Source organism: Streptococcus sp. DD10 (genome assembly GCF_001578805.1).
GTDB lineage: Bacteria > Bacillota > Bacilli > Lactobacillales > Streptococcaceae > Streptococcus.
Window position 1 is genome coordinate 311,440 of the sequence record NZ_KQ969157.1, and the last position, 23,518, is coordinate 334,957.

Annotated in this window: 19 protein-coding genes, 2 pseudogenes and 1 CRISPR repeat array; of the genes and pseudogenes, 19 read left to right on the plus strand and 2 right to left on the minus strand. The window is 36.8% G+C overall.

All coding sequences use genetic code 11. The annotated features are described in order from the left end of the window. The first annotated feature begins 131 nt into the window (after window positions 1–131). From STRDD10_RS01355 to STRDD10_RS01430, 16 genes and pseudogenes are all read left to right on the plus strand, one after another. Window positions 132–1,208 (plus strand): aspartate-semialdehyde dehydrogenase, encoded by a 1,077-nt coding sequence (locus tag STRDD10_RS01355; RefSeq protein ID WP_067192501.1) that lies wholly within the window; start codon window positions 132–134, stop codon window positions 1,206–1,208. A 72-nt stretch (window positions 1,209–1,280) separates the two neighbouring features. Next, window positions 1,281–2,216 carry a 4-hydroxy-tetrahydrodipicolinate synthase gene (gene dapA / locus STRDD10_RS01360; protein ID WP_067192503.1) on the plus strand — a complete coding sequence of 312 codons (936 nt, stop codon included), beginning with the start codon at window positions 1,281–1,283 and terminating at the stop codon, window positions 2,214–2,216. Window positions 2,217–2,339: 123 nt separating this feature from the next. After that, window positions 2,340–3,317 (plus strand): DUF1002 domain-containing protein, encoded by a 978-nt coding sequence (locus tag STRDD10_RS01365; protein WP_067192504.1) that lies wholly within the window; start codon window positions 2,340–2,342, stop codon window positions 3,315–3,317. Window positions 3,318–3,438: 121 nt separating this feature from the next. After that, window positions 3,439–4,350 (plus strand): LysR family transcriptional regulator, encoded by a 912-nt coding sequence (locus STRDD10_RS01370; protein ID WP_067192506.1) that lies wholly within the window; start codon window positions 3,439–3,441, stop codon window positions 4,348–4,350. Beyond that, window positions 4,350–4,817, plus strand: coding sequence for a signal peptidase II (gene lspA, locus STRDD10_RS01375; RefSeq protein WP_067192508.1), 468 nt, complete (start codon window positions 4,350–4,352; stop codon window positions 4,815–4,817). Before STRDD10_RS01370 ends, lspA begins: the two co-directional genes overlap by 1 nt. After that, window positions 4,801–5,687: pseudogene (locus STRDD10_RS01380) on the plus strand (RluA family pseudouridine synthase). The gene lspA and the pseudogene STRDD10_RS01380 overlap by 17 nt, the downstream one beginning before the upstream one ends. Window positions 5,688–5,996: 309 nt before the next feature. Further along, window positions 5,997–6,701, plus strand: coding sequence for a glucosaminidase domain-containing protein (locus STRDD10_RS01385; protein ID WP_156468554.1), 705 nt, complete (start codon window positions 5,997–5,999; stop codon window positions 6,699–6,701). 390 nt (window positions 6,702–7,091) lie between these two features. Further along, entirely contained in the window at window positions 7,092–11,180 is a 4,089-nt protein-coding gene (cas9, locus tag STRDD10_RS01390; RefSeq protein WP_067192512.1) for a type II CRISPR RNA-guided endonuclease Cas9, read from the plus strand. Continuing rightward, window positions 11,180–12,046, plus strand: a complete 867-nt coding sequence (gene cas1, locus STRDD10_RS01395; RefSeq protein WP_067192514.1) for a type II CRISPR-associated endonuclease Cas1 — start codon at window positions 11,180–11,182, stop codon at window positions 12,044–12,046. Before cas9 ends, cas1 begins: the two co-directional genes overlap by 1 nt. Beyond that, on the plus strand, window positions 12,043–12,387 hold the full coding sequence (cas2, locus tag STRDD10_RS01400; protein WP_067192515.1) for a CRISPR-associated endonuclease Cas2: 345 nt from the start codon (window positions 12,043–12,045) through the stop codon (window positions 12,385–12,387). Before cas1 ends, cas2 begins: the two co-directional genes overlap by 4 nt. Beyond that, window positions 12,377–13,039, plus strand: coding sequence for a type II-A CRISPR-associated protein Csn2 (gene csn2 / locus STRDD10_RS01405; protein ID WP_067192517.1), 663 nt, complete (start codon window positions 12,377–12,379; stop codon window positions 13,037–13,039). Before cas2 ends, csn2 begins: the two co-directional genes overlap by 11 nt. A 90-nt stretch (window positions 13,040–13,129) precedes the next feature. Further along, window positions 13,130–13,825: a CRISPR direct-repeat array (repeat unit 36 nt; unit sequence GTTTTAGAGCTGTGTTGTTTCGAATGGTTCCAAAAC). Between the two features lie 81 nt (window positions 13,826–13,906). Next, entirely contained in the window at window positions 13,907–14,113 is a 207-nt protein-coding gene (locus STRDD10_RS01410; RefSeq protein WP_067192519.1) for a hypothetical protein, read from the plus strand. Window positions 14,114–14,444: 331 nt separating this feature from the next. Continuing rightward, window positions 14,445–15,293, plus strand: coding sequence for a DNA-processing protein DprA (gene dprA / locus STRDD10_RS01415; protein ID WP_067192520.1), 849 nt, complete (start codon window positions 14,445–14,447; stop codon window positions 15,291–15,293). 226 nt (window positions 15,294–15,519) lie between these two features. Next, complete coding sequence (gene guaC, locus STRDD10_RS01420; RefSeq protein ID WP_067192522.1) at window positions 15,520–16,503, plus strand: GMP reductase; 984 nt, start codon at window positions 15,520–15,522, stop codon at window positions 16,501–16,503. A gap of 250 nt (window positions 16,504–16,753) precedes the next feature. Further along, window positions 16,754–17,335 (plus strand): xanthine phosphoribosyltransferase, encoded by a 582-nt coding sequence (locus STRDD10_RS01425; protein WP_067192524.1) that lies wholly within the window; start codon window positions 16,754–16,756, stop codon window positions 17,333–17,335. Between the two features lie 89 nt (window positions 17,336–17,424). Then, window positions 17,425–18,783 (plus strand): MATE family efflux transporter, encoded by a 1,359-nt coding sequence (locus STRDD10_RS01430; protein ID WP_067192525.1) that lies wholly within the window; start codon window positions 17,425–17,427, stop codon window positions 18,781–18,783. Window positions 18,784–19,003: 220 nt separating this feature from the next. Here STRDD10_RS01430 and STRDD10_RS11390 read toward each other — a convergent pair. Then, window positions 19,004–19,147: pseudogene (locus STRDD10_RS11390) on the minus strand (ISL3 family transposase); the annotation flags it as partial. 266 nt (window positions 19,148–19,413) lie between these two features. Next, on the minus strand, window positions 19,414–21,753 hold the full coding sequence (locus STRDD10_RS01435) for a cation-translocating P-type ATPase (RefSeq protein WP_067192527.1): 2,340 nt from the start codon (window positions 21,751–21,753) through the stop codon (window positions 19,414–19,416). Window positions 21,754–21,980: 227 nt separating this feature from the next. On the opposite strand from STRDD10_RS01435, the gene STRDD10_RS01440 reads away from it, so the two are divergent. From STRDD10_RS01440 to kphA, 3 genes are all read left to right on the plus strand, one after another. Continuing rightward, the gene (locus STRDD10_RS01440; RefSeq protein ID WP_067192529.1) at window positions 21,981–22,718 is read left to right on the plus strand and encodes a lysophospholipid acyltransferase family protein; all 738 of its coding nucleotides are present in this window, start codon (window positions 21,981–21,983) and stop codon (window positions 22,716–22,718) included. A 207-nt stretch (window positions 22,719–22,925) separates the two neighbouring features. After that, entirely contained in the window at window positions 22,926–23,198 is a 273-nt protein-coding gene (gene rpsP, locus STRDD10_RS01445; protein ID WP_000268760.1) for a 30S ribosomal protein S16, read from the plus strand. 19 nt (window positions 23,199–23,217) lie between these two features. After that, on the plus strand, window positions 23,218–23,457 hold the full coding sequence (gene kphA, locus STRDD10_RS01450; RefSeq protein ID WP_067192530.1) for an RNA-binding protein KphA: 240 nt from the start codon (window positions 23,218–23,220) through the stop codon (window positions 23,455–23,457). Window positions 23,458–23,518: the final 61 nt, after the last annotated feature.

The window sequence follows — 23,518 nt, forward strand, 5'->3', positions numbered from 1 at the left end:
CAATTTATCAAAAAAAGATTCAAGCTAAGTGCTTAGGTTGGTATGCTATAAAAAGACTTTCATTTTTTTAAAAAAAGTAGTATAATACTAACATTACACAAACTTTTAGAAAATTCCGAATGAGGTAAGTTATGGGATATACAGTTGCTGTTGTTGGTGCCACTGGTGCTGTTGGTGCTCAAATGATTAAAATGTTGGAAGAATCCACACTTCCAATTGATAAAATTCGTTACCTTGCTTCTGCGCGTTCAGCAGGCAAGACCTTGAAATTTAAAGACCAAGACATTACTATTGAGGAAACCACAGAAACTGCTTTTGAAGGAGTAGATATTGCTCTCTTTTCAGCAGGTGGGTCAACCTCTGCTAAGTATGCTCCCTATGCTGTGAAAGCTGGAGCAGTAGTGGTGGATAACACTTCTTATTTCCGCCAAAATCCGGATGTTCCCTTGGTGGTACCTGAGGTGAATGCCCATGCTCTTGATGCCCACAATGGAATTATTGCATGTCCTAACTGTTCAACCATCCAAATGATGGTGGCCTTGGAGCCTGTTCGTCAGAAGTGGGGCTTGGATCGTATCATCGTTTCAACCTATCAGGCGGTTTCCGGTGCGGGTATGGGAGCTATCCTTGAAACCCAACGGGAACTACGTGAAGTTTTAAATGATGGTGTGAACCCACGAGACTTGCATGCAGACATCCTTCCTTCTGGTGGGGACAAGAAGCACTATCCAATCGCCTTTAATGCTCTTCCACAAATCGACGTCTTTACAGACAACGACTACACTTACGAAGAGATGAAGATGACCAAGGAAACCAAGAAAATTATGGAAGATGACAGCATTGCTGTTTCAGCAACCTGTGTCCGTATTCCAGTCTTGTCAGCCCACTCAGAGTCAGTTTACATCGAAACCAAAGAAGTAGCTCCGATTGAAGAAGTGAAAGCAGCTATTGCAGCTTTCCCAGGTGCCGTTCTTGAGGATGATGTAGCTCATCAAATCTACCCTCAAGCTATCAATGCAGTTGGTTCACGGGATACTTTTGTTGGACGTATCCGCAAGGACTTGGATGCGGAAAAAGGTATCCACATGTGGGTTGTTTCAGATAACCTTCTTAAAGGTGCAGCTTGGAACTCTGTTCAAATTGCAGAAACTCTTCACGAACGTGGCTTGGTTCGTCCAACAGCTACATTAAAATTTGAATTAAAATAAGCAAACTTTAGGTGCTGGGAGGTATCTCAGCACCTTTTTGTATCCAAAATAAACTAGAAGGAGAGCGTCACCATGTCTTATCAGGATTTGAAAAATTGTAAAATGATTACTGCCTTTATCACTCCGTTTCATGAAGATGGGTCCATTAACTTCGAGGCTATTCCTGCCTTGATTGAGCATTTATTAGCGCATCACACAGACGGCATTCTCCTAGCTGGAACAACTGCTGAAAGTCCGACCTTGACCCATGATGAGGAATTGGAAATTTTTGCTGCTGTTCAAAAGGTTGTAGCTGGTCGTGTTCCTCTGATTGCAGGGGTCGGAACCAATGATACACGAGACTCCATTGAGTTTGTCAAGGAAGTAGCGGACTTTGGTGGTTTTGCTGCTGGTTTAGCCATTGTTCCTTACTACAATAAACCATCTCAAGAAGGCTTGTATCAGCATTTTAAAGCCATTGCAGATGCTTCTGACCTACCAATCATTCTCTACAATATCCCAGGTCGGGTTGTGGTTGAGTTAACGCCAGAAACCATGCTTCGTTTAGCTGAACATCCCAATATTATCGGTGTTAAAGAGTGTACCAGCTTGGCCAATATGGCTTACTTGATTGAGCATAAGCCAGAAGAGTTCTTAATTTATACAGGTGAAGATGGAGATGCCTTCCATGCCATGAACCTTGGTGCGGATGGGGTTATTTCTGTTGCATCTCATACAAATGGAGATGAGATGCACGAGATGTTTACTGCCATTGCGGAAAGCGATATTCAAAAGGCGGCAGCTATTCAACGGCAATTTATTCCCAAAGTCAATGCCCTCTTCTCTTATCCAAGTCCTGCACCGGTCAAGGCAGTTCTCAATTATCTGGGACTTGCTGCTGGACCAACTCGCTTGCCGTTGGTGCCAACACCAGAAGAAGATGCCAAACGCATTATCAAGGTTGTCGTAGACGGCGATTACGAAGCGACCAAGGCTACAGTAACCGGTGTTTTAAGACCAGATTATTAAGTTGACCTGCATTTTATTTTGAACAAGTACTGTAACTATAAGTTTATTTTAAGAATTTTATTATACTTTCATGAGTGAGATTTTTATCATTAAAGAAAAGTAGATACAAAATGAGGTTCAACTATGAAATTTAAAAAAATACTTTTTACATCTGTAGCGATTGTAGTAGCGGTATCAAGTTTCTCTCGTGTTTCTGCTGATGCAACTGTTCAAAAAGTAATTGACGAGACGTATATTCAGCCAGAGTATGTTGTTGGTTATTCGTTAGACGATAGTCAGCGCAGTCAAACTTTGGGGACTTTGGGCTACAATGAAAATGTAGATACTAAACCAGTAAAAACTATGACACCTGATATCTACTCATCGATTATGAATACTGCAAATGATGCAAGTTTACAACTATATTCATCTGTCAAAATAGAAAAATTAGGAAATAATGAATCTTTGCAAGTCAATATTGTAACGCCTCAAAATATTACAAAGGTTACCCAGGATATGTATCGTAATGCAGCTGTTACTCTAGGAGTTGAACATGCTAGAATTACGGTTGCAGCACCTATAGCTGTAACAGGAGAGAGCGCTCTAGCAGGTATTTATTACTCTCTTGAGGATAATGGGGCGACTGTTCCTCAAGAAAACAAGGAACTTGCTCAAGAAGAACTCAAAACCCTTTCGGATATTAACCAAGCAAATCAAGGGAAAGAGGGTTATGATGAGAATAAACTAAACGTTGCACTAACTGATATCAAGACAGGTGTTGCAGAAGCTAAAAAAGGAAATAAAAATCTAACAGAAGCAGATGTAAGAAAAATCGTTGAGGATACACTTGCAAATTATAATCTAAAGACTGTTCTTTCTGCTGAACAAGTGAATTTAATTGTTAATTTTGCTATAAATCTATCTAATAGTGCAGTTATCTCAAGTGATAATTTTGTATCAACCTTGAACAATTTGAAAAATAGTATTGTTTCACAAGCAGGTGACTCTTTTAAGAATATAAACCTTCATTTTGACGCCAGTCAGGTTTTGGAGCAAGGAGGTAACTTTTTCAGCACTATTTGGAATGTTATTGTGAATTTCTTTAAAGGATTGATTGGTTAAACGGTTTCTATTTGTTCTAAATAGTAGAAGAGGACTATAAGCTTAGTAAAAGAAGATTTTCTACTTTTGCTAAGCTTTTTGTGATATAATAATAGAATACCTGATTAAGAAGGAAATAAACATGAACATACAACAATTACGTTATGTAGTAGCTATTGCGAATAGCGGAACTTTTCGTGAAGCGGCTGAAAAGATGTATGTCAGTCAGCCCAGTCTTTCCATTTCCGTCCGTGATTTGGAGAAAGAATTAGGATTCAAAATATTTAGAAGAACTAGTAGTGGAACTTTTCTGACTAGAAGAGGAATGGAATTCTATGAAAAAGCTCAAGAACTTGTTAAAGGTTTTGATATTTTTCAAAATCAGTATGCTAATCCCGAAGAAGAGAAGGATGAGTTTTCAATAGCTAGTCAACATTACGACTTTTTACCTCCTTTAATTACGGAATTTTCAGTAAGTTATCCCGAATATAAAAATTTTCGTATCTTTGAATCTACGACTGTTCAAATTTTAGACGAGGTGGCTCAGGGACATAGTGAGATTGGAATTATCTATCTTAATAATCAAAATCAAAAGGGAATTAAACAACGGGTAGAAAAACTAGGATTGGAAATTATAGAACTAATTCCGTTTCAAACTCATATCTATCTTAGGGAAAATCATCCTTTGACAAGAAAAAAAGAACTGGTTATGGAAGATTTAGCTGATTTGCCAACGGTTCGTTTCACACAGGAAAAAGATGAGTATCTCTATTACTCTGAAAACTTTGTCGATACTAGTGCCAGCTCTCAAATGTTTAATGTGACAGATCGTGCGACACTGAACGGAATTTTGGAAAGAACGGATGCGTATGCTACAGGCTCAGGTTTTTTAGATAGTAATTCAGTAAATGGAATTACCGTTATTAAAATGATTGATAAATTGGAGAACCGTATGGTCTATGTCAAACGAGATGATGTAGAATTAACTACTTGTGGAGCGGCTTTTGTAGAAGTGATGCGGGATTACTTTAACAAGAAAAAAGAGGATATTTGATGATGCGAAAATTTGGAATTCCTTTTACTATCCTCATGTTAACTCTGTTTGACCAAATTTTTAAATTTTGGATTGTAGCAAATATACAGCTAGGTGAAATACAATCTTTCGTTCCGGGATTAGTTAGTTTAACTTATCTACAAAATACAGGAGCAGCCTTTTCCATGTTGGAGAACCAGCAGTGGTTTTTCATCGTGGTAACGATAGTTGTTTTAAGTGGTTCAGGTTACTATCTTTATAAAAATAGAACCGGTTCTTTGGGGTTGGTGACTGCTTTAAGTCTTGTGATTGCAGGCGGTTTGGGTAACTTTATTGATAGATTGCGGCTAGGTTACGTAGTGGATATGTTTCATCTTGATTTTATGAATTTTGCTATCTTTAATCTAGCCGATGCTTATCTAACGATAGGAGTACTGGTCTTGTTTCTAGTGATATTTAAGGATGAAATGAATGGAAATAAAAATTGAATTAGGTGGTATCCGTCTAGATAAAGCATTGGCAGATTTGACGGAATTGTCAAGAAGTTTAGCCAATGAGCAGATAAAATCAGGACAAGTCTTAGTAAATGGTCAATCTAAGAAAGCAAAATACACTGTTCAAGTTGGAGATTTGATTAGTTATCAAGTTCCGGAACCAGAAGTACTAGAGTATGTTGCGGAGAATCTTCCACTAGAGATTCTATATCAAGATGAAGATGTTGTTGTGGTGAATAAACCACAAGGTATGGTTGTTCATCCCTCTGCGGGACATCCTTCTGGGACCTTAGTAAATGCACTCCTATATCATGTTAAAGATTTGTCTGGGATTAATGGTGTAGTGCGTCCTGGAATTGTTCATAGGATTGATAAAGATACTTCAGGTCTTTTAATGATTGCCAAAAATGATGAGTCACATCTAGCACTGGCTAAAGAATTAAAAGCTAAAAAGTCGCTTAGAAAATACTGGGCAATTGTCCATGGGAATCTCCCAAATGATCGTGGTGTTATTGAAGCCCCAATTGGTCGGAGTGAAAAAGATAGAAAAAACAAGCTGTGACAGCTAAAGGAAAAGAAGCTGTAACGCGTTTTCAAGTCTTAGAGCGCTTTGGAGACTATAGTTTAGTGGAGTTACAATTAGAAACAGGGCGTACGCATCAAATTCGTGTTCATATGGCCTATATTGGACATCCTGTTGCAGGAGACTTAGTTTATGGTCCTCGTAAAACATTACATGGAAATGGACAGTTTCTTCATGCACGTACCTTAGGATTTACACACCCTCGAACAGGTAAAAATTTGGAATTTTCTGTAGAGGTACCGGAAATATTTAAAAAAACATTGGAATATTTACGTCACTAAAGTAGAAAGTGATACTTTGGAAAATAAAACCACTATTTTTCTTTTTCTACTTTGCTAAACTAAAAGAAAAAAGGGGAGAATTCAAGAAATTCCCACTGAATATAGTGAATTTTAGATTTCAAAATCGTGATGTTTTATTTTAGATTTCAAGTATATTTGTGATAAAACTGCACTTTCGTCGATGGCGGATTTTGGTTATGATTCTTGAAATTTTCACTGATGTATCTTTCTTCTGTAACCAAATTGACTTAATTTGATATAAAAAAATGTGATATAATAGTGAAAAAAGGAAGTTATGGAGTAATTAGATTGAAAAGAACTCAGAATGTATTGGTTTTAGCAGCTGTTGGTTTAACTGCCCTTGCCTTGGTAAATTCTATTGCAAATCGCTCCTTCACCGCTGGAGCAAATGAGAGTCAATATCAATCAGGAACCAATCAAACAGAGGTGTTTATTTCTCAAGTTGGTGAAACTGCTCGTCAAATTGCACAAAACAATGATTTGTATGCATCTGTTATGATTGCACAAGCCATATTAGAAAGTAGTTCTGGGGGGTCTGGTCTTGCAGCAGCACCACACTATAATCTATTTGGTATTAAGGGGCAGTACGCTGGGCAATCAGTTACCATGTCGACTTGGGAAGATGATGGCTCAGGAAATGCTTATACAATCAATGCAGTCTTTCGTTCCTATCCTAGTTATGCAGAATCTTTAGCGGACTATGCTAGTTTGATTAGGCAACCCCTCTATAGTGGTGCTTGGCGTAGTAATACAAATTCTTATCAAGATGCAACTGCAGCCTTAACTGGACTATATGCTACTGATACTAATTATAATACCAAATTAAATTCACTTATCCAGCAGTACAATTTGACTCAATATGATACGATTTCTGCTCAAGGACTTGAAAATGCAACTGTAAGTGGGCTTGTTTATAACACTTATCGTGGAAGTTATACAAGTCAAGAGGTATTGGACATAGATATTGCTTGGGCGAATCGAACTCGTCAATAAGAATATAAAGACTCTTTGTCAACTGTTCGGGTTTGATGAAAAGAATAGATGTTAAAGGAGTAGAGTCATCTACTTCTTTTTTGACGCCTGAAATATCAAAAATGAAAGCTCCGTAATTCCTATAGCGGATTGACTCAGTACAGAAATTATAGAGCCGAAACTTCTGCAGCTAGAAACTGTAGAAGTTTTTTATCACATAATAAAAAAAACACCGAATCGGTGTTCACTTTTTCAAGTTGTGTACGGACTGGATCAAAGATCACTGCCTTATTTTAACTTGCTGTGTTGTTTCGAATAATTCCAACAAACATATTATAACCTATTTTAGTTTAAATGTAAACGTTTTTGTGTTAAAATATTGGTGATATTAAAATAATTTAGGAGAATGATATGAAAAAGCCTTACTCTATTGGTCTTGATATTGGAACGAACAGTGTTGGTTGGGCTGTTATCACAGAGGATTACAAGGTCCCTGCAAAGAAAATGAAGGTTCTAGGGAACACAAGTCGGGACTTCATTAAGAAAAATTTACTAGGTGCCCTGCTCTTTGATTCAGGTGAAACAGCAGAAGCTAGACGGCTCAAACGAACGGCACGTCGTCGCTATACCCGTCGCCGTAACCGCCTGCGTTACCTGCAAGAGATCTTCTTAGATGAAATGAACAAGCTAGATAGTGGCTTTTTTCATCGCTTAGATGATTCATTTTTGGTGCCTGAGGAGAAGAGGGGGAGTCGGTATCCTATCTTTGGAACCCTGCAAGAAGAGGTTAACTATCATGAAAATTTCCCAACCATTTATCACTTGAGAAAAAAACTGGCGGATTCAAAAGAAAAAGCCGATTTACGTTTGATTTATCTAGCCTTGGCGCATATGATAAAATATAGAGGCCACTTCTTATATGAAGAATCCTTCGATAGTAACAATAACAGTATTCAAGAAATTTTCAATGAATTTACAGCTGAATATCATAACACCATTGAAGGCAGTTGTCTAAGTGGCCAAATTGAGCAAGTTGAAGCTATACTTACAGATAAGATCAGCAAATCTGCGAAAAGAGAACGAATTCTGAAACTATTTCCTGCTGAAAAATCTACTGGCTTATTTTCAGAATTCCTCAAGTTGATTGTTGGGAATCAAGCTGATTTTAAGAAGCATTTTGACTTAGAAGAAAAAACGCCACTCCAATTCTCTAAAGATACCTATGAAGAAGATTTGGAAAATTTACTGGAGCAAATTGGAGATGAGTTTGCGGACCTCTTCCTTCTTGCAAAAAAACTCTACGATGCCACTCTCTTAGCTGGGATTTTAACAGCCACAGATGTTTCCACCAAAGCACCATTATCAGCATCGATGATCAATCGCTATGAAACGCACCAACAAGACCTTGCTGCTTTAAAACAATTCATTAAAAACAAGCTTCCAGAAAAATATTCTGAGGTTTTCTCTGATCTATCTAAAGATGGCTATGCTGGTTATATCAATGGGAAAACGACTCAAGAAGCCTTTTATAAATATATCAAGAATCTTCTTATAAAATTTGAAGGAGCAGTCGATTTCCTTGAGAAAATTGAACGCGAGGATTTTTTAAGAAAACAACGGACTTTTGATAATGGTTCCATTCCTCATCAACTTCATCTTCAAGAGATGAATGCCATCCTGCGACGTCAAGGAGATCATTATCCATTTCTGAAGGAAAACAGAGAAAAAATTGAGAAAATCTTAACCTTCCGTATTCCTTACTACGTTGGTCCTTTAGCGCGTGGCAATCGTGACTTTGCTTGGTTGACTCGAAATTCTGACCAAGCCATCCGTCCATGGAATTTTGAAGAAGTGGTTGATAAAACTAGCTCTGCAGAAGATTTTATAAACAAAATGACCAATTATGACCTGTACTTACCAGAAGAAAAAGTTCTACCGAAGCACAGTATTCTTTACGAGACGTTTGCTGTCTATAATGAATTAACAAAAGTAAAATTTATTGCAGAAGGATTGAGAGACTATCAATTTCTCGATAGTGGGCAGAAGAAGCAGATTATCAATCTTTTATTCAAAGATAAAAGAAAAGTAACCGAAAAAGACATTATCCATTATCTACACACTGTTGATGGCTACGATGGAATCGAACTAAAAGGAATTGACAAACAATTTAACGCTAGTCTTTCTACTTATCATGATTTGCTTAAGATTATCAAGGATAAGGACTTTATGGATGATGCTGATAATGAAGCAATTCTTGAAAATATCGTCCATACGCTGACTATCTTTGAAGATCAGGAAATGATCAAACAAAGTCTGGCTCAATATGACGCTATTTTTGATAGGAAAGTCATGAAGGCTCTGACACGTCGCCACTATACGGGCTGGGGGGAACTCTCTGCTAAGCTGATTAACGGTATCCGTGATAAACAAACGGGCAAAATGATTCTTGAATATCTGAAGGATGACGGTGAGATCAATCGGAATTTTATGCAGCTCATCAATGATGACAGCCTTTCTTTCAAGGAAACCATTCAAAAAGCCCAAGTCATTGGCGAAACGGAAAATATCAAACAAATCGTCCAAGAACTCCCGGGAAGTCCAGCCATTAAAAAGGGAATTTTACAAAGTATTAAGATTGTTGACGAACTTGTCGAAATAATGGGATACAACCCTGAGAGTATCGTGGTCGAAATGGCGCGTGAAAATCAGTTTACAAATCAAGGACGGCGCAATTCACAGCAACGATTAAAGAAACTGACAGACTCTATTAATAAGTTAGGAAGTTCTATTTTAGAAGAACACCCAGTTGATAATTCGCAGTTACAGAATGATCGATTATTTTTGTACTACCTACAAAATGGGAAGGATATGTATACAGGAGAAGCTTTAGAACTGTCTAAGCTTAGTTCGTATGATGTTGATCATATTATCCCACAAGCCTTTATCAAAGACGATTCTTTAGATAATCGTGTCCTGGTTTCCTATGCTAAAAATCGTGGAAAATCAGACGATGTGCCAAGTCTAGAGATTGTTCAAAAAAGAAAAGCTTTTTGGAGACAATTGTTGGATTCCCAATTGATATCAGAACGTAAATTTAACAACCTAACCAAAGCTGAACGTGGTGGGCTCACAGAGGACGATAAAGCTGGTTTTATCAAACGTCAACTAGTTGAAACACGACAAATCACCAAACATGTGGCACAGATTTTAGATGCTCGTTTCAATACGGAAGTAACTGAGAAGGGGAAGAAAAAGCGTGCCGTCAAAATCATTACTTTGAAATCCAATCTCGTTTCCAATTTCCGTAAAGATTTTGAACTCTATAAAGTTCGAGAAATCAATGATTACCATCATGCACATGATGCTTATCTGAATGCTGTCGTTGGAACAGCTTTGCTAAAGAAATACCCTAAACTGGAACCAGAGTTTGTCTATGGTGACTATCCAAAGTACAATAGCTACCGAGAACGAAAAACGGCTACCGAGAAAGTTTACTTTTATTCTAATATTATGAACTTTTTCAAAACGACCGTCAAACTCGCAGATGGTTCGGAGAAAAAGAGACATCAAATAGAAACGAATGAGGAAACTGGAGAAATTGTTTGGGATAAAACAAAACATTTTGAAATTGTCCGAAAAGTACTCTCTTACCCTCAAGTTAATATTGTGAAGAAGACAGAGGAACAAACCGTTGGACAAAATGGTGGTCTGTTTGATAACAATATTGTGTCCAAGAATAAAGTAGTTGACGCAAGCAAACTAATTCCTATCAAATCCGGTCTATCACCTGAAAAGTATGGCGGTTATGCAAGACCTACAATCGCTTATTCCGTCCTTGTTATAGCAGATATTGAAAAGGGAAAGGCTAAAAAATTAAAGCGGATTAAAGAGATGGTTGGAATAACCATTCAAGATAAAAAGAAATTTGAAGCAAATCCAATTGCCTATCTTGAAGAATGTGGTTTTAAAAATATCAATTCCAATCATATTATAAAATTACCTAAGTATAGTCTCTTTGAGTTTGATGATGGTCAGCGAAGATTATTAGCAAGCTCTATTGAGTTGCAAAAAGGTAATGAATTGATTTTACCTTATCATCTCACTGCTTTACTTTACCATGCACAGCGAATTAATAAAATTAGTGAACCAATTCATAAACAGTATGTTGAAGCACATCAAAATGAATTTGAAGAATTACTTACAACAATCATTTCTTTATCTAAAAAATACATCCAAAAACCAAATGTTGAATCGTTATTACAACAAGCGTTTGACCAAACTGATGAAGATATTTATCAGTTAAGCGAATCTTTTATCTCGCTTTTAAAACTGATTTCATTCGGAGCTCCTGGAGCATTTAAATTCCTTGGTGTTGATATTAGTCAATCAAATGTACGGTATCAATCTGTGTCTTCTTGTTTCAACGCCACTCTCATCCATCAATCGATCACAGGCCTTTATGAAACTCGGATTGACTTGAGTAAGCTGGGAGAAGACTAATGGGTTGGCGAACGGTTGTGGTTAATACACACTCTAAATTGACCTATAAAAACAATCACTTGATTTTTAAAGATGCTTCTCGGACAGAACTAATCCATCTGTCCGAGATTGATATCTTGCTATTGGAGACTACGGATATTGTTTTATCGACCATGTTAGTGAAACGGTTGGTGGATGAAAATATCCTCGTCATCTTTTGTGATGATAAACGCTTGCCGACAGCTGCCTTAATACCCTACTATGGCCGGCACGATTCCAGTTTACAGCTTTCTCGACAGATTGCTTGGCCTGAATCGTTGAAAGCACAGGTTTGGACCAGCATTATTGCACAGAAAATTCTCAATCAAGCCCTGTATCTGGGAAATTGTGGATTTTTAGAAAAATCTCAGTCGATCATCGATCTTTATCATGGTTTGGAACTTTTTGATCCTAGTAATCGTGAAGGACATGCAGCACGGCTCTATTTCAATACCTTGTTTGGAAATGATTTTAGTCGTGAGCAAGATAATGATGTCAATGCAGCTTTAGACTATGGTTACACCTTGATTTTAAGCATGTTTGCGCGTGAGATTGTCTTATCAGGCTGTATGACGCAGTTGGGCTTGAAACATGCCAACCAGTTCAATCAATTTAACCTAGCTAGCGACATTATGGAGCCTTTTCGTCCAATCATTGACAGGATCGTCTATGAAAATCGAACCAGTTCTTTTGTTAAAATCAAACGTGAACTATTCACGATTTTCTCTGATACTTTTTCCTATATGAACAAAGAGATGTATCTGACCAATATTGTCAGTGATTATACAAAGAAAGTCATTCAGTCATTAAATAATCCTGAGAAAGGAGTTCCTGAGTTTAGGATATGAGCTATCGATATATGCGGATGATGTTAATGTTTGATATGCCTGTAGAGATAGCAGAGGAGCGCAAGGCCTATCGGAAATTTCGAAAGTTCCTCATAGATGAAGGATTTATCATGCATCAGTTTTCGATTTATAGCAAGCTCTTGCTGAATAATTCTGCCAACAATGCTATGATCGAACGGTTAAAAAGTCACAATCCAAAAAAAGGGAGCATCACGCTTCTGACGGTGACAGAAAAGCAATTCGCTCGAATGATCTACTTGAGCGGTGAGCGCGATACTAGTGTAGCCAATTCTGATGCACGATTGGTCTTTCTAGGAGAGGATCCTAGTGATGAAGATTAATTTCCCCATTTTAGATGAGCCATTGGAATTGACTCAGGCGACTTTCTTAGTTCTGGAGGACCAGCGCATCTTTTCAAGGATTGTCAAACAACTGTATCAATATCCTGAAGAAGGAGAAATCAAATTATTTGATAAAGATTTAAAAGCTCTAAAAGAGTCGGAATTGCTTCTGATAACGGATATCATGGGCTATAATCTGAATTCGCCTGCCATGCTCAAGTTGATACATGCTGATTTGGAGAATCAACTCAATGAAAAACCTGAAGTCAAGTCCATGATTGAGAAATTAGTTGTAACGATTACGGACTTGTTGGCCTTTGAATGTTTGGAAAACGAATTAGACCTAGAATATGATGAAATCACCATTCTTGAGCTGATTGATGCTCTTGGTGTCAAGATTGAAACTGTTAGTGATACCCCTTTTGAGAAGGTTTTAGAAATTGTTCAAGTCTTTAAATACCTTTCTAAGAAAAAGTTGCTCATTTTTATCAATGTAACTGCTTATTTGTCAAAGGAAGAAGTTGCATGCTTGGTAGAGTATATCCAACTCAACCAGCTGACAGTTTTATTGATCGAACCTCGAAAAGTTTATGATTTTCCTCAGTATGTCTTGGATCAGGATTATTTCTTAAATTCGGAAAATATGGTATAATAAAGTAAATAATTGGAATCAGACGAACTGAAGTCTAGCTGAGACGAATAGCGCGATTACGAAATTTCGGAAGAAAAATTATTCTGCGAGGTTTTAGAGCTGTGTTGTTTCGAATGGTTCCAAAACCGCCCAACCATCGCCACGGACTTTTTTTGTGTTTTAGAGCTGTGTTGTTTCGAATGGTTCCAAAACGGTAAACTCATTATACTGTAAAGCGCCCTTGTTTTAGAGCTGTGTTGTTTCGAATGGTTCCAAAACGGAGATGTGTTTGTTTACTTTACGAATCAGGTTTTAGAGCTGTGTTGTTTCGAATGGTTCCAAAACAAAAATAATATCGTTATAACTAACTTGAAAGTTTTAGAGCTGTGTTGTTTCGAATGGTTCCAAAACTCTTCCTTGATAGCCGTATAGATTCCCTTGGTTTTAGAGCTGTGTTGTTTCGAATGGTTCCAAAACTAAAGATGTTCAGTATAGACTAGGACATTCGTTTTAGAGCTGTGTTGTTTCGAATGGTTCCAAAACTGAAAAGACGGTTTTTTGGACCAAGGAGCGGTTTTAGAGCTGTGTTGTTTCGAATGGTTCCAAAACCCTGTTATCCAGTGAAAAGTAACCACAGCGGTTTTAGAGCTGTGTTGTTTCGAATGGTTCCAAAACCGCCTTCTTGAGTTGGTACTTGTTCGGCGTGTTTTAGAGCTGTGTTGTTTCGAATGGTTCCAAAACCAAGTACCAACTTCCATCATAATCACGTTTGTTTTAGAGCTGTGTTGTTTCGAATGGTTCCAAAACTATTTAAATATTGTTTTTTTCTAAATTCTAGGTTACTGAAAAGGATTAATTCCTGTATAATTCTAAAAAAGGAGTTTTAGAATGACAGCAAAAAAAGTTTCAGCAGCACGAAGAAGAGCGAATGACAAATGGAACAAAGCGAATCCAGAGACAACGAAGTATATGCAATATAAATCAAAAGCGAAATCGTTTATTTTATGTTCAAAAGATGATGATGTAAATCAAATCGAAGCATGGTTAGATGAACGAAAATCAAATGGGCAAAAAAAAGATGGGCCGATCCAGTAAAATGGACTGGTCCATTTTTTTGTGGTGAATTTTTAGAACTAAAACACGATCCTATTTGAGTTCATCTGACTTTGAGAGTGAATTCACCTCACAGGCTATTCAAATAATGGAGTGAAATAGTCTAGTGGACTGTTTTTCCTGACTTTAAAATTGTGAAGATAGTTCAGAACAATCATAGCTGATGGAGATAATAGGGCTAAACATATCCATTGTGATGATTTTGTTTTTGTGCTTTGGAATCATTACTCTTTCTTATATGTACGTAGGTGAACGTTTGAAATATTTAATTTTTTATAAAAAATTTCGAATAGTGGTTTAAAGGAGTGAAAAAATGGATAATTTTGATATTTACAAACTTAAAAAAGCTGGCTTAAGTAATAAACATATTTTAAATATCTTGCACCATGTTAAGTCAACTAAAGAGAAACTTAGTTTACGCAATCTTGCAATTATTTCAGAATGCAGAAATCCTGCGATTTTTATAGAGAATTATCGTCAGCTTGATGAAGATGTCATGAGAAAAGAATTTAAACAATTCCCATCTTTTTCAATACTGGATGATATTTATCCTTTGGAGTTAAGTCAAATTTATAACCCGCCTGTCTTGTTATTTTATCAGGGTGATTTAGATTTATTACAGCAAACCAAGTTAGCAGTTGTAGGAAGTAGAGATTGTAGTAAAGTAGGACTGCAGGCAGTTCAGAAAGTGATAAGTGAATTGGGAAATGAAACCGTTATTGTTAGTGGTTTAGCTCGAGGGATTGATACTAGTGCTCATATGTCTGCTTTAAAAAATGGTGGTAAAACGATTGCAATCATAGGAACAGGATTGGATATTTATTATCCAAAAAGCAATCAGAAATTACAAAAATATATAGGACAACATCACTTGGTTTTGACGGAATATGGACCAGGGGAACAACCTTTAAAATTTCATTTTCCAGAACGCAATCGTATCATAGCTGGTTTGAGCCGTGCTGTTCTAGTCGCTGAAGCTAAATTACGTTCTGGTAGTTTAATCACATGTGAACGTGCAATGGAAGAGGGGCGAGATGTATTTGCTATTCCTGGGTCAATTCTAGATGGACGGTCAGATGGATGTCATCATTTAATACAGGAGGGAGCTAAATTAGTGTATACAGGAGCAGATGTATTATCAGAGTTGCAGTATACTGTTTAGTTAAGCTTTATAAATGGTTACCATAAAAATAAATTATCTTAAGTCGTTTATCAGTAATGAACTATGCTGAAATACCAAGACTTAGAAAATTACGAACTTTAAATGAAAATTAAACTTTTAAATTGACAAAATAAAAACATTGGTGTAAAATGATTTAGGAAACATCGGAAAACGGTGTAGTGATGCGTCAGCATAGGTAGGTTATTAATTAAGAAATGAGAATAATATGCTAAACGAATTTCCTATTTTTGACTACGAAGATATTCAACTAATCCCTAATAAATGTGTAATCAACAGTCGTTCAGAGGCAGATACTCGTGTAACTTTAGGAAAGTATACCTTTAAATTGCCAGTTGTTCCTGCTAATATGCAGACAATTATAGATGAAGATGTCGCTAATCAATTAGCAAAAGGTGGTTATTTTTATATCATGCATCGGTTTGATGAAGCAGGTCGAATTGATTTTATCAAGAAAATGCATGATCAAGGATTGATTGCATCGATTTCTGTTGGAGTTAAGAATTATGAATATGATTTCGTTAGTCAACTAAAGGCAGATGCGCCTGAATATATCACAATTGACATCGCTCATGGTCATGCAGATAGTGTAATTTCTATGATTCAGCATATAAAAAAAGAACTTCCTGAGACTTTTGTGATAGCTGGAAATGTAGGTACTCCAGAAGCGGTACGTGAATTGGAAAATGCTGGTGCAGATGCGACAAAAGTTGGTATTGGACCAGGAAAAGTATGTATTACTAAAGTAAAAACAGGTTTTGGAACAGGAGGTTGGCAACTAGCAGCGTTACGTTGGTGTGCTAAGGCAGCGCGAAAACCGATTATTGCTGATGGCGGGATTCGAACACATGGTGATATTGCTAAGTCCATTCGCTTTGGAGCAAGCATGGTGATGATTGGGTCTCTTTTTGCAGGTCATATTGAAAGTCCTGGGAAGACAATTGAAGTTGACGGAGAGCATTTTAAAGAGTACTATGGTTCAGCATCCGAGTACCAAAAAGGTGCTTATAAGAACGTAGAAGGCAAGAAAATCCTACTTCCTACGAAAGGTCTTCTACAGGATACGTTAACTGAGATGGAACAAGACTTGCAAAGTTCAATTTCTTATGCAGGTGGACGTAAGGTTGCAGATCTTAGACACGTGGATTATGTTATAGTGAAAAATTCTATTTGGAACGGTGATAGCCACTAGTACACGTTAAACAAGAGATAGAACAAAATTCTAAGGTTATTGATTGAGAGAGTTGCTTCAAAAATCAGAAGTAACTCTTTTTTAGGGTATTAAAACACAATTTTAATAAATCTATAGGAGATATGTAACTATTCACTTACTTACTGCCATCAATTTTGTCGAGGAATAGTATATTTTTTTATTTGGATACGTCTCGATTTATTTTTTTGATTATGATAAAATGAAGAAAATCAATATATTTGGAGGAGTCATGACATTACTTGAAGAACGAATTTTAAAAGATGGTAAAGTAATAGGGGAGAATATTCTAAAAGTTGATTCTTTCTTGACTCATCAAGTGGATACTGCTCTTATGAGAGAGATTGGAAAAGCTTTTTCTTCTCATTTCAAGAAACCAGACGTGACTAAAGTTGTAACAATTGAAGCATCTGGAATAGCACCTGCACTTTACGTTGCTGAGGCTCTTGATGTACCTATGGTTTTTGCAAAGAAATCTAAAAATATTACTATGCAGGATAATATTTTCACTACAGAAGTTTATTCTTTTACTAAGCAGGTGAATAGCACGATATCTATATCAAGTCAGTTCTTGAATGCTGATGATAGGATTTTGATTATTGACGATTTTCTTGCAAATGGTCAGGCAGCTATGGGATTGATCCGCATTATTGAGCAAGCTGGGGCAGAGGTAGTTGCAGTAGGTGTCGTGATTGAAAAGTCTTTTCAGAATGGTCGTAATCTTTTGGAAACAGCTGGTTACTCGGTCTACTCGTTAACTCGTTTACAGGAATTTAGTGAAGGGCAGCTTATATTTGGTCAAGCGGATATCTAACATGTAAAGGATTCGATTCAAATAGGATGAAATTGGAATGACGTTAAAGCCGGTATCTAATAATGGTGTTTCGAAATTGAGGAAAGAGAATGTATCAAACTAGAAATCTTCGTGAAAAAATAAAGCTATTTTTTAAAATATTTATTCCTATCTTAATTTATCAGTTTGCTAATTATTCAGCTTCATTTATTGATACAACTATGACAGGTCAATATAATACCTTGCATCTAGCTGGAGTTACAATGGCAACCAACCTATGGAGCCCTTTTTTTAGTTTTTTAACAGGAGTTATTGCTGCTCTGGTTCCTATTGTAGGTCATCATTTAGGAAATGGGGGGAAAAATAGAATTGCTTCAAATTTTTATCAATTTCTTTATTTATCGCTCGGTTTGTCCTTTTTTCTATTGGTTTTTGTGATTGGTTTAGCACCTCTCATATTGGCTAAACTGGGTTTAGAGACAGTAGTTGAAAAAGTTGCAGTACAGTATCTTTGGTATTTAGCTTTAGGTATCGTTCCATTGTTACTTTTTAGTGTTGTACGTTCCTTCTTTGATGCCTTAGGTCTAACCCAACTTTCTATGTATTTAATGCTTCTCCTTTTACCCTTAAATGCTGGGTTTAATTATATACTAATTTATGGACAATTTGGAATACAGGAAATGGGAGGAGCAGGAGCTGGTTTAGGGACTTCTTTAGCATATTGGTGCTTATGTATTCTAGCTTTTCTTGTTTTATTTAAGGACAAGAGAATGCAAGAATTTCAATTATGGAAAGTGAGGAGTTTTAATGCTTCGGCTCTTATTGAGGGACTTAAACTTGGTTTACCGATCGGAGGGGCTGTTTTTGCGGAAGTTGCAGTTTTTTCTCTTGTTGGACTCGTGATGGCTAAGTTTCCTTCTTTAGTTATAGCTAGCCATCAGTCTGCAAATAACTTTTCTTCACTCATGTATGCCTTTCCTTTGAGTATATCTATGGCAATGGCTGTAGTAGTTTCTTACGAAGTGGGAGCTGGGCGTTTTGATGATGTCAGACAATATTGTCTGTTAGGGCGTCTCACAGCGCTTTTTATGGCACTTTTAACTTTTCTCTTTCTTTTTCTATTTCGTCAGCAAGTATCCTCTCTTTATGGTAATAGCGGAGACTTCATAAAGATGACTTCTATTTTTTTAACGTATAGTCTCTTTTTTCAGTTAGCTGATACTTTCGCAGCTCCTCTTCAGGGGATTTTAAGAGGGTACAAAGATACAAGTATTCCTTTCGTTTTAGGAGTAGTGAGTTATTGGGGCATTTCTTTACCTCTTGGGCTTGCTTTAGAACGTTTTACAATTTTAGGACCTTATAGTTATTGGATTGGATTAATCGCAAGTCTTTTGGTTAGTGGTATTCTCTATCAATTGCGCTTAAATCAAGTTATCAGAAATTACAAACGCTTGTCTCGTTCAATGTAATCTATTCAGGAACAGACTTGTAATTGGAAATTAATTGAAATAATTTAGAGCTCTTTGTCAACTGTAGTTGGGAGATGAAAAGCTCACACCAAGAGAAGACCAAGTTAGTCTTCTTTTTTATATTCAGTGTGTTCAAAATCCTTTTTTGAAGTTGTCAAAGTTCTGATGGCCAGAGGCATTCCGTATAGTAGGAAAGAAGTTTTTCGACAATTTCTTTTTATGTTAAATGAATGCGAAAAGTAGGGTGATAAAAGCGTATATTACTGAGTTTTTGGATGAATTTCCAGCAGTACTTGAGTGCCCGATACTAGTGTGATTTGTGGTCAAATCGATTCATGATTCTGATGCGAAAGCAGTTCATAGCCGGATCATATATTGGAGTAAAATAGTCCGGTGGACTGTTTTAGCCTGAACCTTAAAAATGGAGAGCGTGTTTCGATAACTAATTTTAATGATGGATTTCTCCTTTTCGTAATAGTTCTTATGGGAATTTTTTAGAAAAAATGAAAGAAAAAGGAGCAAATTGCTCTGCTCCTTTAACATTTACTTTTTTTATCAATCCACTATAGCTGACAAAGAGCCAAGTATCTAGAAGTAAGAATACTTAAGAAATGAATTTTATTTTAATTTTTAATCAAACTCATATTTTTGATAGATGGTGCAAAATATGAAAATTCCAGTGAAGATAGCCATAAGTACGAGATAGAGTGGAAGACTGTTGCTTGTAAGTGTAGAAATTTCAATGAAGTTCTGTAAGACGATAGCAGATGTGAAGAAACCAATCACACTAAAGGCTACGAGAAGTGCACGCCAGATATTAAATGGGAGGCAAGCACGTATAACAGACAAGAATCCAATAGAACCTAGTAAATAATAGCTGAGAGTTGAAATTTCTATATTTGTCCATCCCCAATAAGCTCCCCAAAAGCGAACAAAAAGTACACTAAAAACTACCATAAGTGAGCTAGGAAGTGCTAGTAGTAGAGAACGTTTAAGGAAATGCTTTTCTACTGGTTTGATGTTGCGCTCAAAAGTAAGAACAAATGGTGGGAATCCTTCTACAAATTGGTCAATCAGAGTAATTTGAATAGGGATAAATGGGAATATCAAGAGGTAATCTACATTAAGAAGTGCTGCACTTGCAATACAAATGATAGCAAGAACAAAGGAATAAATTGTTTTGATAAAGAATATTGGTGCAATGCGACCAATATTATTAACTACTCGACGTCCTTCGAACAAAATTTCAGGAACATCGTTAAAATCAGAATTAAGCAAGACAAGATTTGCGATCTGACGGGTAGCAGGATCGCCTTCTGCCATTACAATAGAGCAATCTGCTTCTCGTAAAGCTAGGATATCATTCACTCCGTCTCCTGTCATAGCAGTAGTACGTCCAGCTTCTTTTAGAGTCTGAATAAGTAGTCTTTTTTGGTGTGGAGATACGCGACCAAAGATAGCAGTTGTTTCAGCCATTACAATTAATTCTTGATCTGTAATTTTTGAACAATCCACGTAGCTTTCATAGTTTGTAAAACCTGCTTGTTGGGCAATATTTGAGACAGTGACAGGATTGTCTCCTGAGATGATTTTAAGATCAATCCCTTGAGTACGAAGATAATCAAGAGTTTCAGCGGCTCCTTCACGAATTGGGTCAGTAATTTCTAATACAGCTATTGCTCGTACATCGGATGGTAGATGCATGTGATGATTATCAATGGTTTGACTGCTATGAGCAAGAACTAGGACGCGAGAACCGCGGTATTGAGCGTCTGTAACAGCTTGTGGATTTTCGCTAAGGAGCATTTCAGGTGCTCCGACAAAGATAGTTCCAAGATTGCTTAAATGCATCGCGCCCCATTTACGGTCACTTGAAAAGGGAATGACATTACTTGCCGTATAGGTATTCTCTATTTGAGAATATTTCTTATGAATTGCTTGGGCGGTTGGATTATTATCATCACTAGCATTTGTATATGCTGCAAGAATTTGAGAAAGTTCTTGATCTGTAAACTCATCAGTTAAAGTGTGAAGAGCTTCAACAGTCATTTTTCCTTGCGTGATTGTTCCTGTTTTATCCAAACAAAGAGTATCAACACGTGCTAATGTTTCGACTGAATACATTTCTTGAACTAAAACCTTACGCATTCCCAATTTTATAACAGCAGTGAGTAGAGAAGTAACTGTCAATAGCGCAATTCCTTTGGGCAACATTCCTAGCAAAGCAGTTGATGATGTAACAACAGAGTCTTTGAGGGGAAGCATTTTAAGAAGTAAAGCTTCTAATAAAAGTGCAATTCCAAAGGGAATGATAATTTTTCCAGTGAAGTTTGAGATTTTTTCGAGGCTAGATAAGATTTGCGAATTGATAGGTTTGAGAGTCTTAGCTTCCATCATAAGTTTATTTGCATAGTTATCAGCTCCAACTCGAATGATTTCTGCGTAGACATGTCCACTAGCAAGAAAGCTACCAGATAAAAGCTCAGCTCCTTCTTCTTTTAGAACTAAATCACTCTCACCAGTAAGCATAGCTTCATTTGCTTCTGCAACACCTTCAAGGACAGTAGCATCGCTAGGGATTTGTTCACCTGCTGTCAACTTGATGATGTCACCTAGGACTAAATCTTCTGGAGCAATTTTTTCTTCTTTGCTTTCTCGGATAACAGTGACTAGTTCACGACTGAGGAGATTTAGCTTATCAATCATGTATTTAGCTCTCATCTCAGTTAAAATACCTGAAAAGGCATTAAAGCAGATAACAGCAAAAAATACCAGATTGCTCCAGGCCTGTACAGCTACAAGAGCTAAAGCAATTGCAAAGTTCAAAGCGTTAAATAGGGTAAAAACATTTCGTTTGATAATCTGCCATGTGCTTGTGCTGGTATTTGCTTGGAAATAGTTAGTGAGACCTTTTTTAACCTGTTGGTTAACCTGATCTTGGCTTAAGCCAGTAATATTTTTCATCTTCATACAGTAATCATACCATTTTTTACTTAAAATTTCTATTTTTATTTTTTATTGTCGGAATTTTTATTGGTTGAAGATTGCAAGGGGAATCATGATAAGTTATAATAGAAACGAATTCCCTTGTTTAAATGCAAAAATAGAAAATAAATCATCTGTAATATTAATTTTTATTATGCCCCTAATTAAGGGAAAAAGACCGGATTTTGAAAAATGAAGAATAAGGAGAAAGCATGTTTTATACTTACTTACGTCGATTAGTGGTTTTTTTACTTTGGGCTTTTAATGGGAATGCCCACTATCATAATCTTGACCGAATTCCGAGCGTAGAAGAAAATTATATTTTAGTAGCGCCACATAGAACTTGGTGGGACCCTGTGTACATGGCATTTGCAACCCGCCCTAAACAGTTTATCTTCATGGCTAAAAAAGAATTATTTACGAATCGATTATTTGGATGGTGGATCCGTATGTGTGGTGCTTTTCCAATTGATAGAGAAAATCCTGGAGCTTCCGCTATCAAATATCCTGTATCCATGTTGAAAAAAAGCAATCGCTCATTGATTATGTTCCCCAGTGGTAGTCGTCATTCTCAGGATGTCAAAGGGGGAGTAGCAGTTATTGCGAAGATGGCTAAGGTTCGTATTCTCCCTGCGACTTATGTTGGTCCTATGAATTTAAAAGGTTTGCTTAACCGTGAGCGAGTGGACATGAATTTTGGACATCCAATCGATATTTCAGATATTAAAAAAATGGATGATGCGGGGGTTGAAGAAGTGGCTCGTCGTATTCAAAATGCCTTTCATCAGTTAGACAATGAAACTGCAACTTGGCATGTCACTAAAAAGCCGAATCCTCTTTGGTGGCCTATTCGTATCCCATCCATCATTCTTGCTGTTATATTAACCCTCTTAACAGCAATATTTAGCTGGTTTGCCAGTTTTGTTTGGAATCCAGAAAAGCACAGATAAGTGATCTATCCGCAAAAATACAAGTCATTCTACTTTTGTCAATGTGAAAAATAGTCAATACTAAATTGCTACTTTGTTAATTGATAAAAAAATCGAGTGTGTCAAGTTTTTTTCTTGACACCTCATAGAAATCTGATATAATAGAACATGTGCTAAATAGCTCAGCTATTTCACCGAAATAAAAAATAAGAAAAGAGACTTTTAAAAATGGCAGTTAAAATCCGTTTGACTCGTATGGGTTCTAAGAAAAAACCTTTCTACCGTATCAACGTAGCAGATTCACGTTCACCACGTGACGGACGTTTCATCGAAACAGTTGGTACTTACAACCCATTGGTTGCTGAAAACCAAGTAACTTTGAAAGAAGACCGCGTTCTTGCATGGTTGGCTGACGGTGCTCAACCTTCAGATACAGTACGCAACATCCTTTCAAAAGAAGGCGTATTGAAAAAATTCCACGATTCTAAATTCTCAAAATAAGTTTAAAGTAGGGTAAGAGATGGATACAATTGAAAATCTGATTATTGCTATTGTGAAACCCTTGATTTCACAACCAGATGCCTTAACCATCAAGATTGAAGATACACTGGAATTTTTGGAGTATCATCTTCGTTTGGACCAGAGTGATGTTGGTCGTGTCATCGGACGAAAAGGGCGCACCATTTCAGCGATCAGAACCATTGTCTACTCTGTCCCAACCGAAGACAAAAAAGTAAGAATCGTTATTGATGAAGATTAAAAGAGTCTGGGATAATAGTCCCTTATCTCCAAAAAAAAGCAACGGATTTTCCGTTGCTTCA

Bases quoted from the DNA above. Each gene is read 5' to 3' on its own strand.
- STRDD10_RS01430 (WP_067192525.1), top strand. From the start codon at position 17,425: ATGTATCAAACTAGAAATCTTCGTGAAAAAATAAAGCTATTTTTTAAA.
- csn2 (WP_067192517.1), top strand. From the start codon at position 12,377: ATGAAGATTAATTTCCCCATTTTAGATGAGCCATTGGAATTGACTCAG.
- kphA (WP_067192530.1), top strand. From the start codon at position 23,218: ATGGATACAATTGAAAATCTGATTATTGCTATTGTGAAACCCTTGATT.
- STRDD10_RS01440 (WP_067192529.1), top strand. From the start codon at position 21,981: ATGTTTTATACTTACTTACGTCGATTAGTGGTTTTTTTACTTTGGGCT.
- cas9 (WP_067192512.1), top strand. From the start codon at position 7,092: ATGAAAAAGCCTTACTCTATTGGTCTTGATATTGGAACGAACAGTGTT.
- STRDD10_RS01365 (WP_067192504.1), top strand. From the start codon at position 2,340: ATGAAATTTAAAAAAATACTTTTTACATCTGTAGCGATTGTAGTAGCG.
- STRDD10_RS01425 (WP_067192524.1), top strand. From the start codon at position 16,754: ATGACATTACTTGAAGAACGAATTTTAAAAGATGGTAAAGTAATAGGG.
- cas1 (WP_067192514.1), top strand. From the start codon at position 11,180: ATGGGTTGGCGAACGGTTGTGGTTAATACACACTCTAAATTGACCTAT.
- cas2 (WP_067192515.1), top strand. From the start codon at position 12,043: ATGAGCTATCGATATATGCGGATGATGTTAATGTTTGATATGCCTGTA.
- dapA (WP_067192503.1), top strand. From the start codon at position 1,281: ATGTCTTATCAGGATTTGAAAAATTGTAAAATGATTACTGCCTTTATC.
- dprA (WP_067192520.1), top strand. From the start codon at position 14,445: ATGGATAATTTTGATATTTACAAACTTAAAAAAGCTGGCTTAAGTAAT.
- STRDD10_RS01410 (WP_067192519.1), top strand. From the start codon at position 13,907: ATGACAGCAAAAAAAGTTTCAGCAGCACGAAGAAGAGCGAATGACAAA.
- STRDD10_RS01370 (WP_067192506.1), top strand. From the start codon at position 3,439: ATGAACATACAACAATTACGTTATGTAGTAGCTATTGCGAATAGCGGA.
- rpsP (WP_000268760.1), top strand. From the start codon at position 22,926: ATGGCAGTTAAAATCCGTTTGACTCGTATGGGTTCTAAGAAAAAACCT.
- STRDD10_RS01355 (WP_067192501.1), top strand. From the start codon at position 132: ATGGGATATACAGTTGCTGTTGTTGGTGCCACTGGTGCTGTTGGTGCT.
- guaC (WP_067192522.1), top strand. From the start codon at position 15,520: ATGCTAAACGAATTTCCTATTTTTGACTACGAAGATATTCAACTAATC.
- lspA (WP_067192508.1), top strand. From the start codon at position 4,350: ATGATGCGAAAATTTGGAATTCCTTTTACTATCCTCATGTTAACTCTG.
- STRDD10_RS01435 (WP_067192527.1), bottom strand. From the start codon at position 21,753: ATGAAGATGAAAAATATTACTGGCTTAAGCCAAGATCAGGTTAACCAA.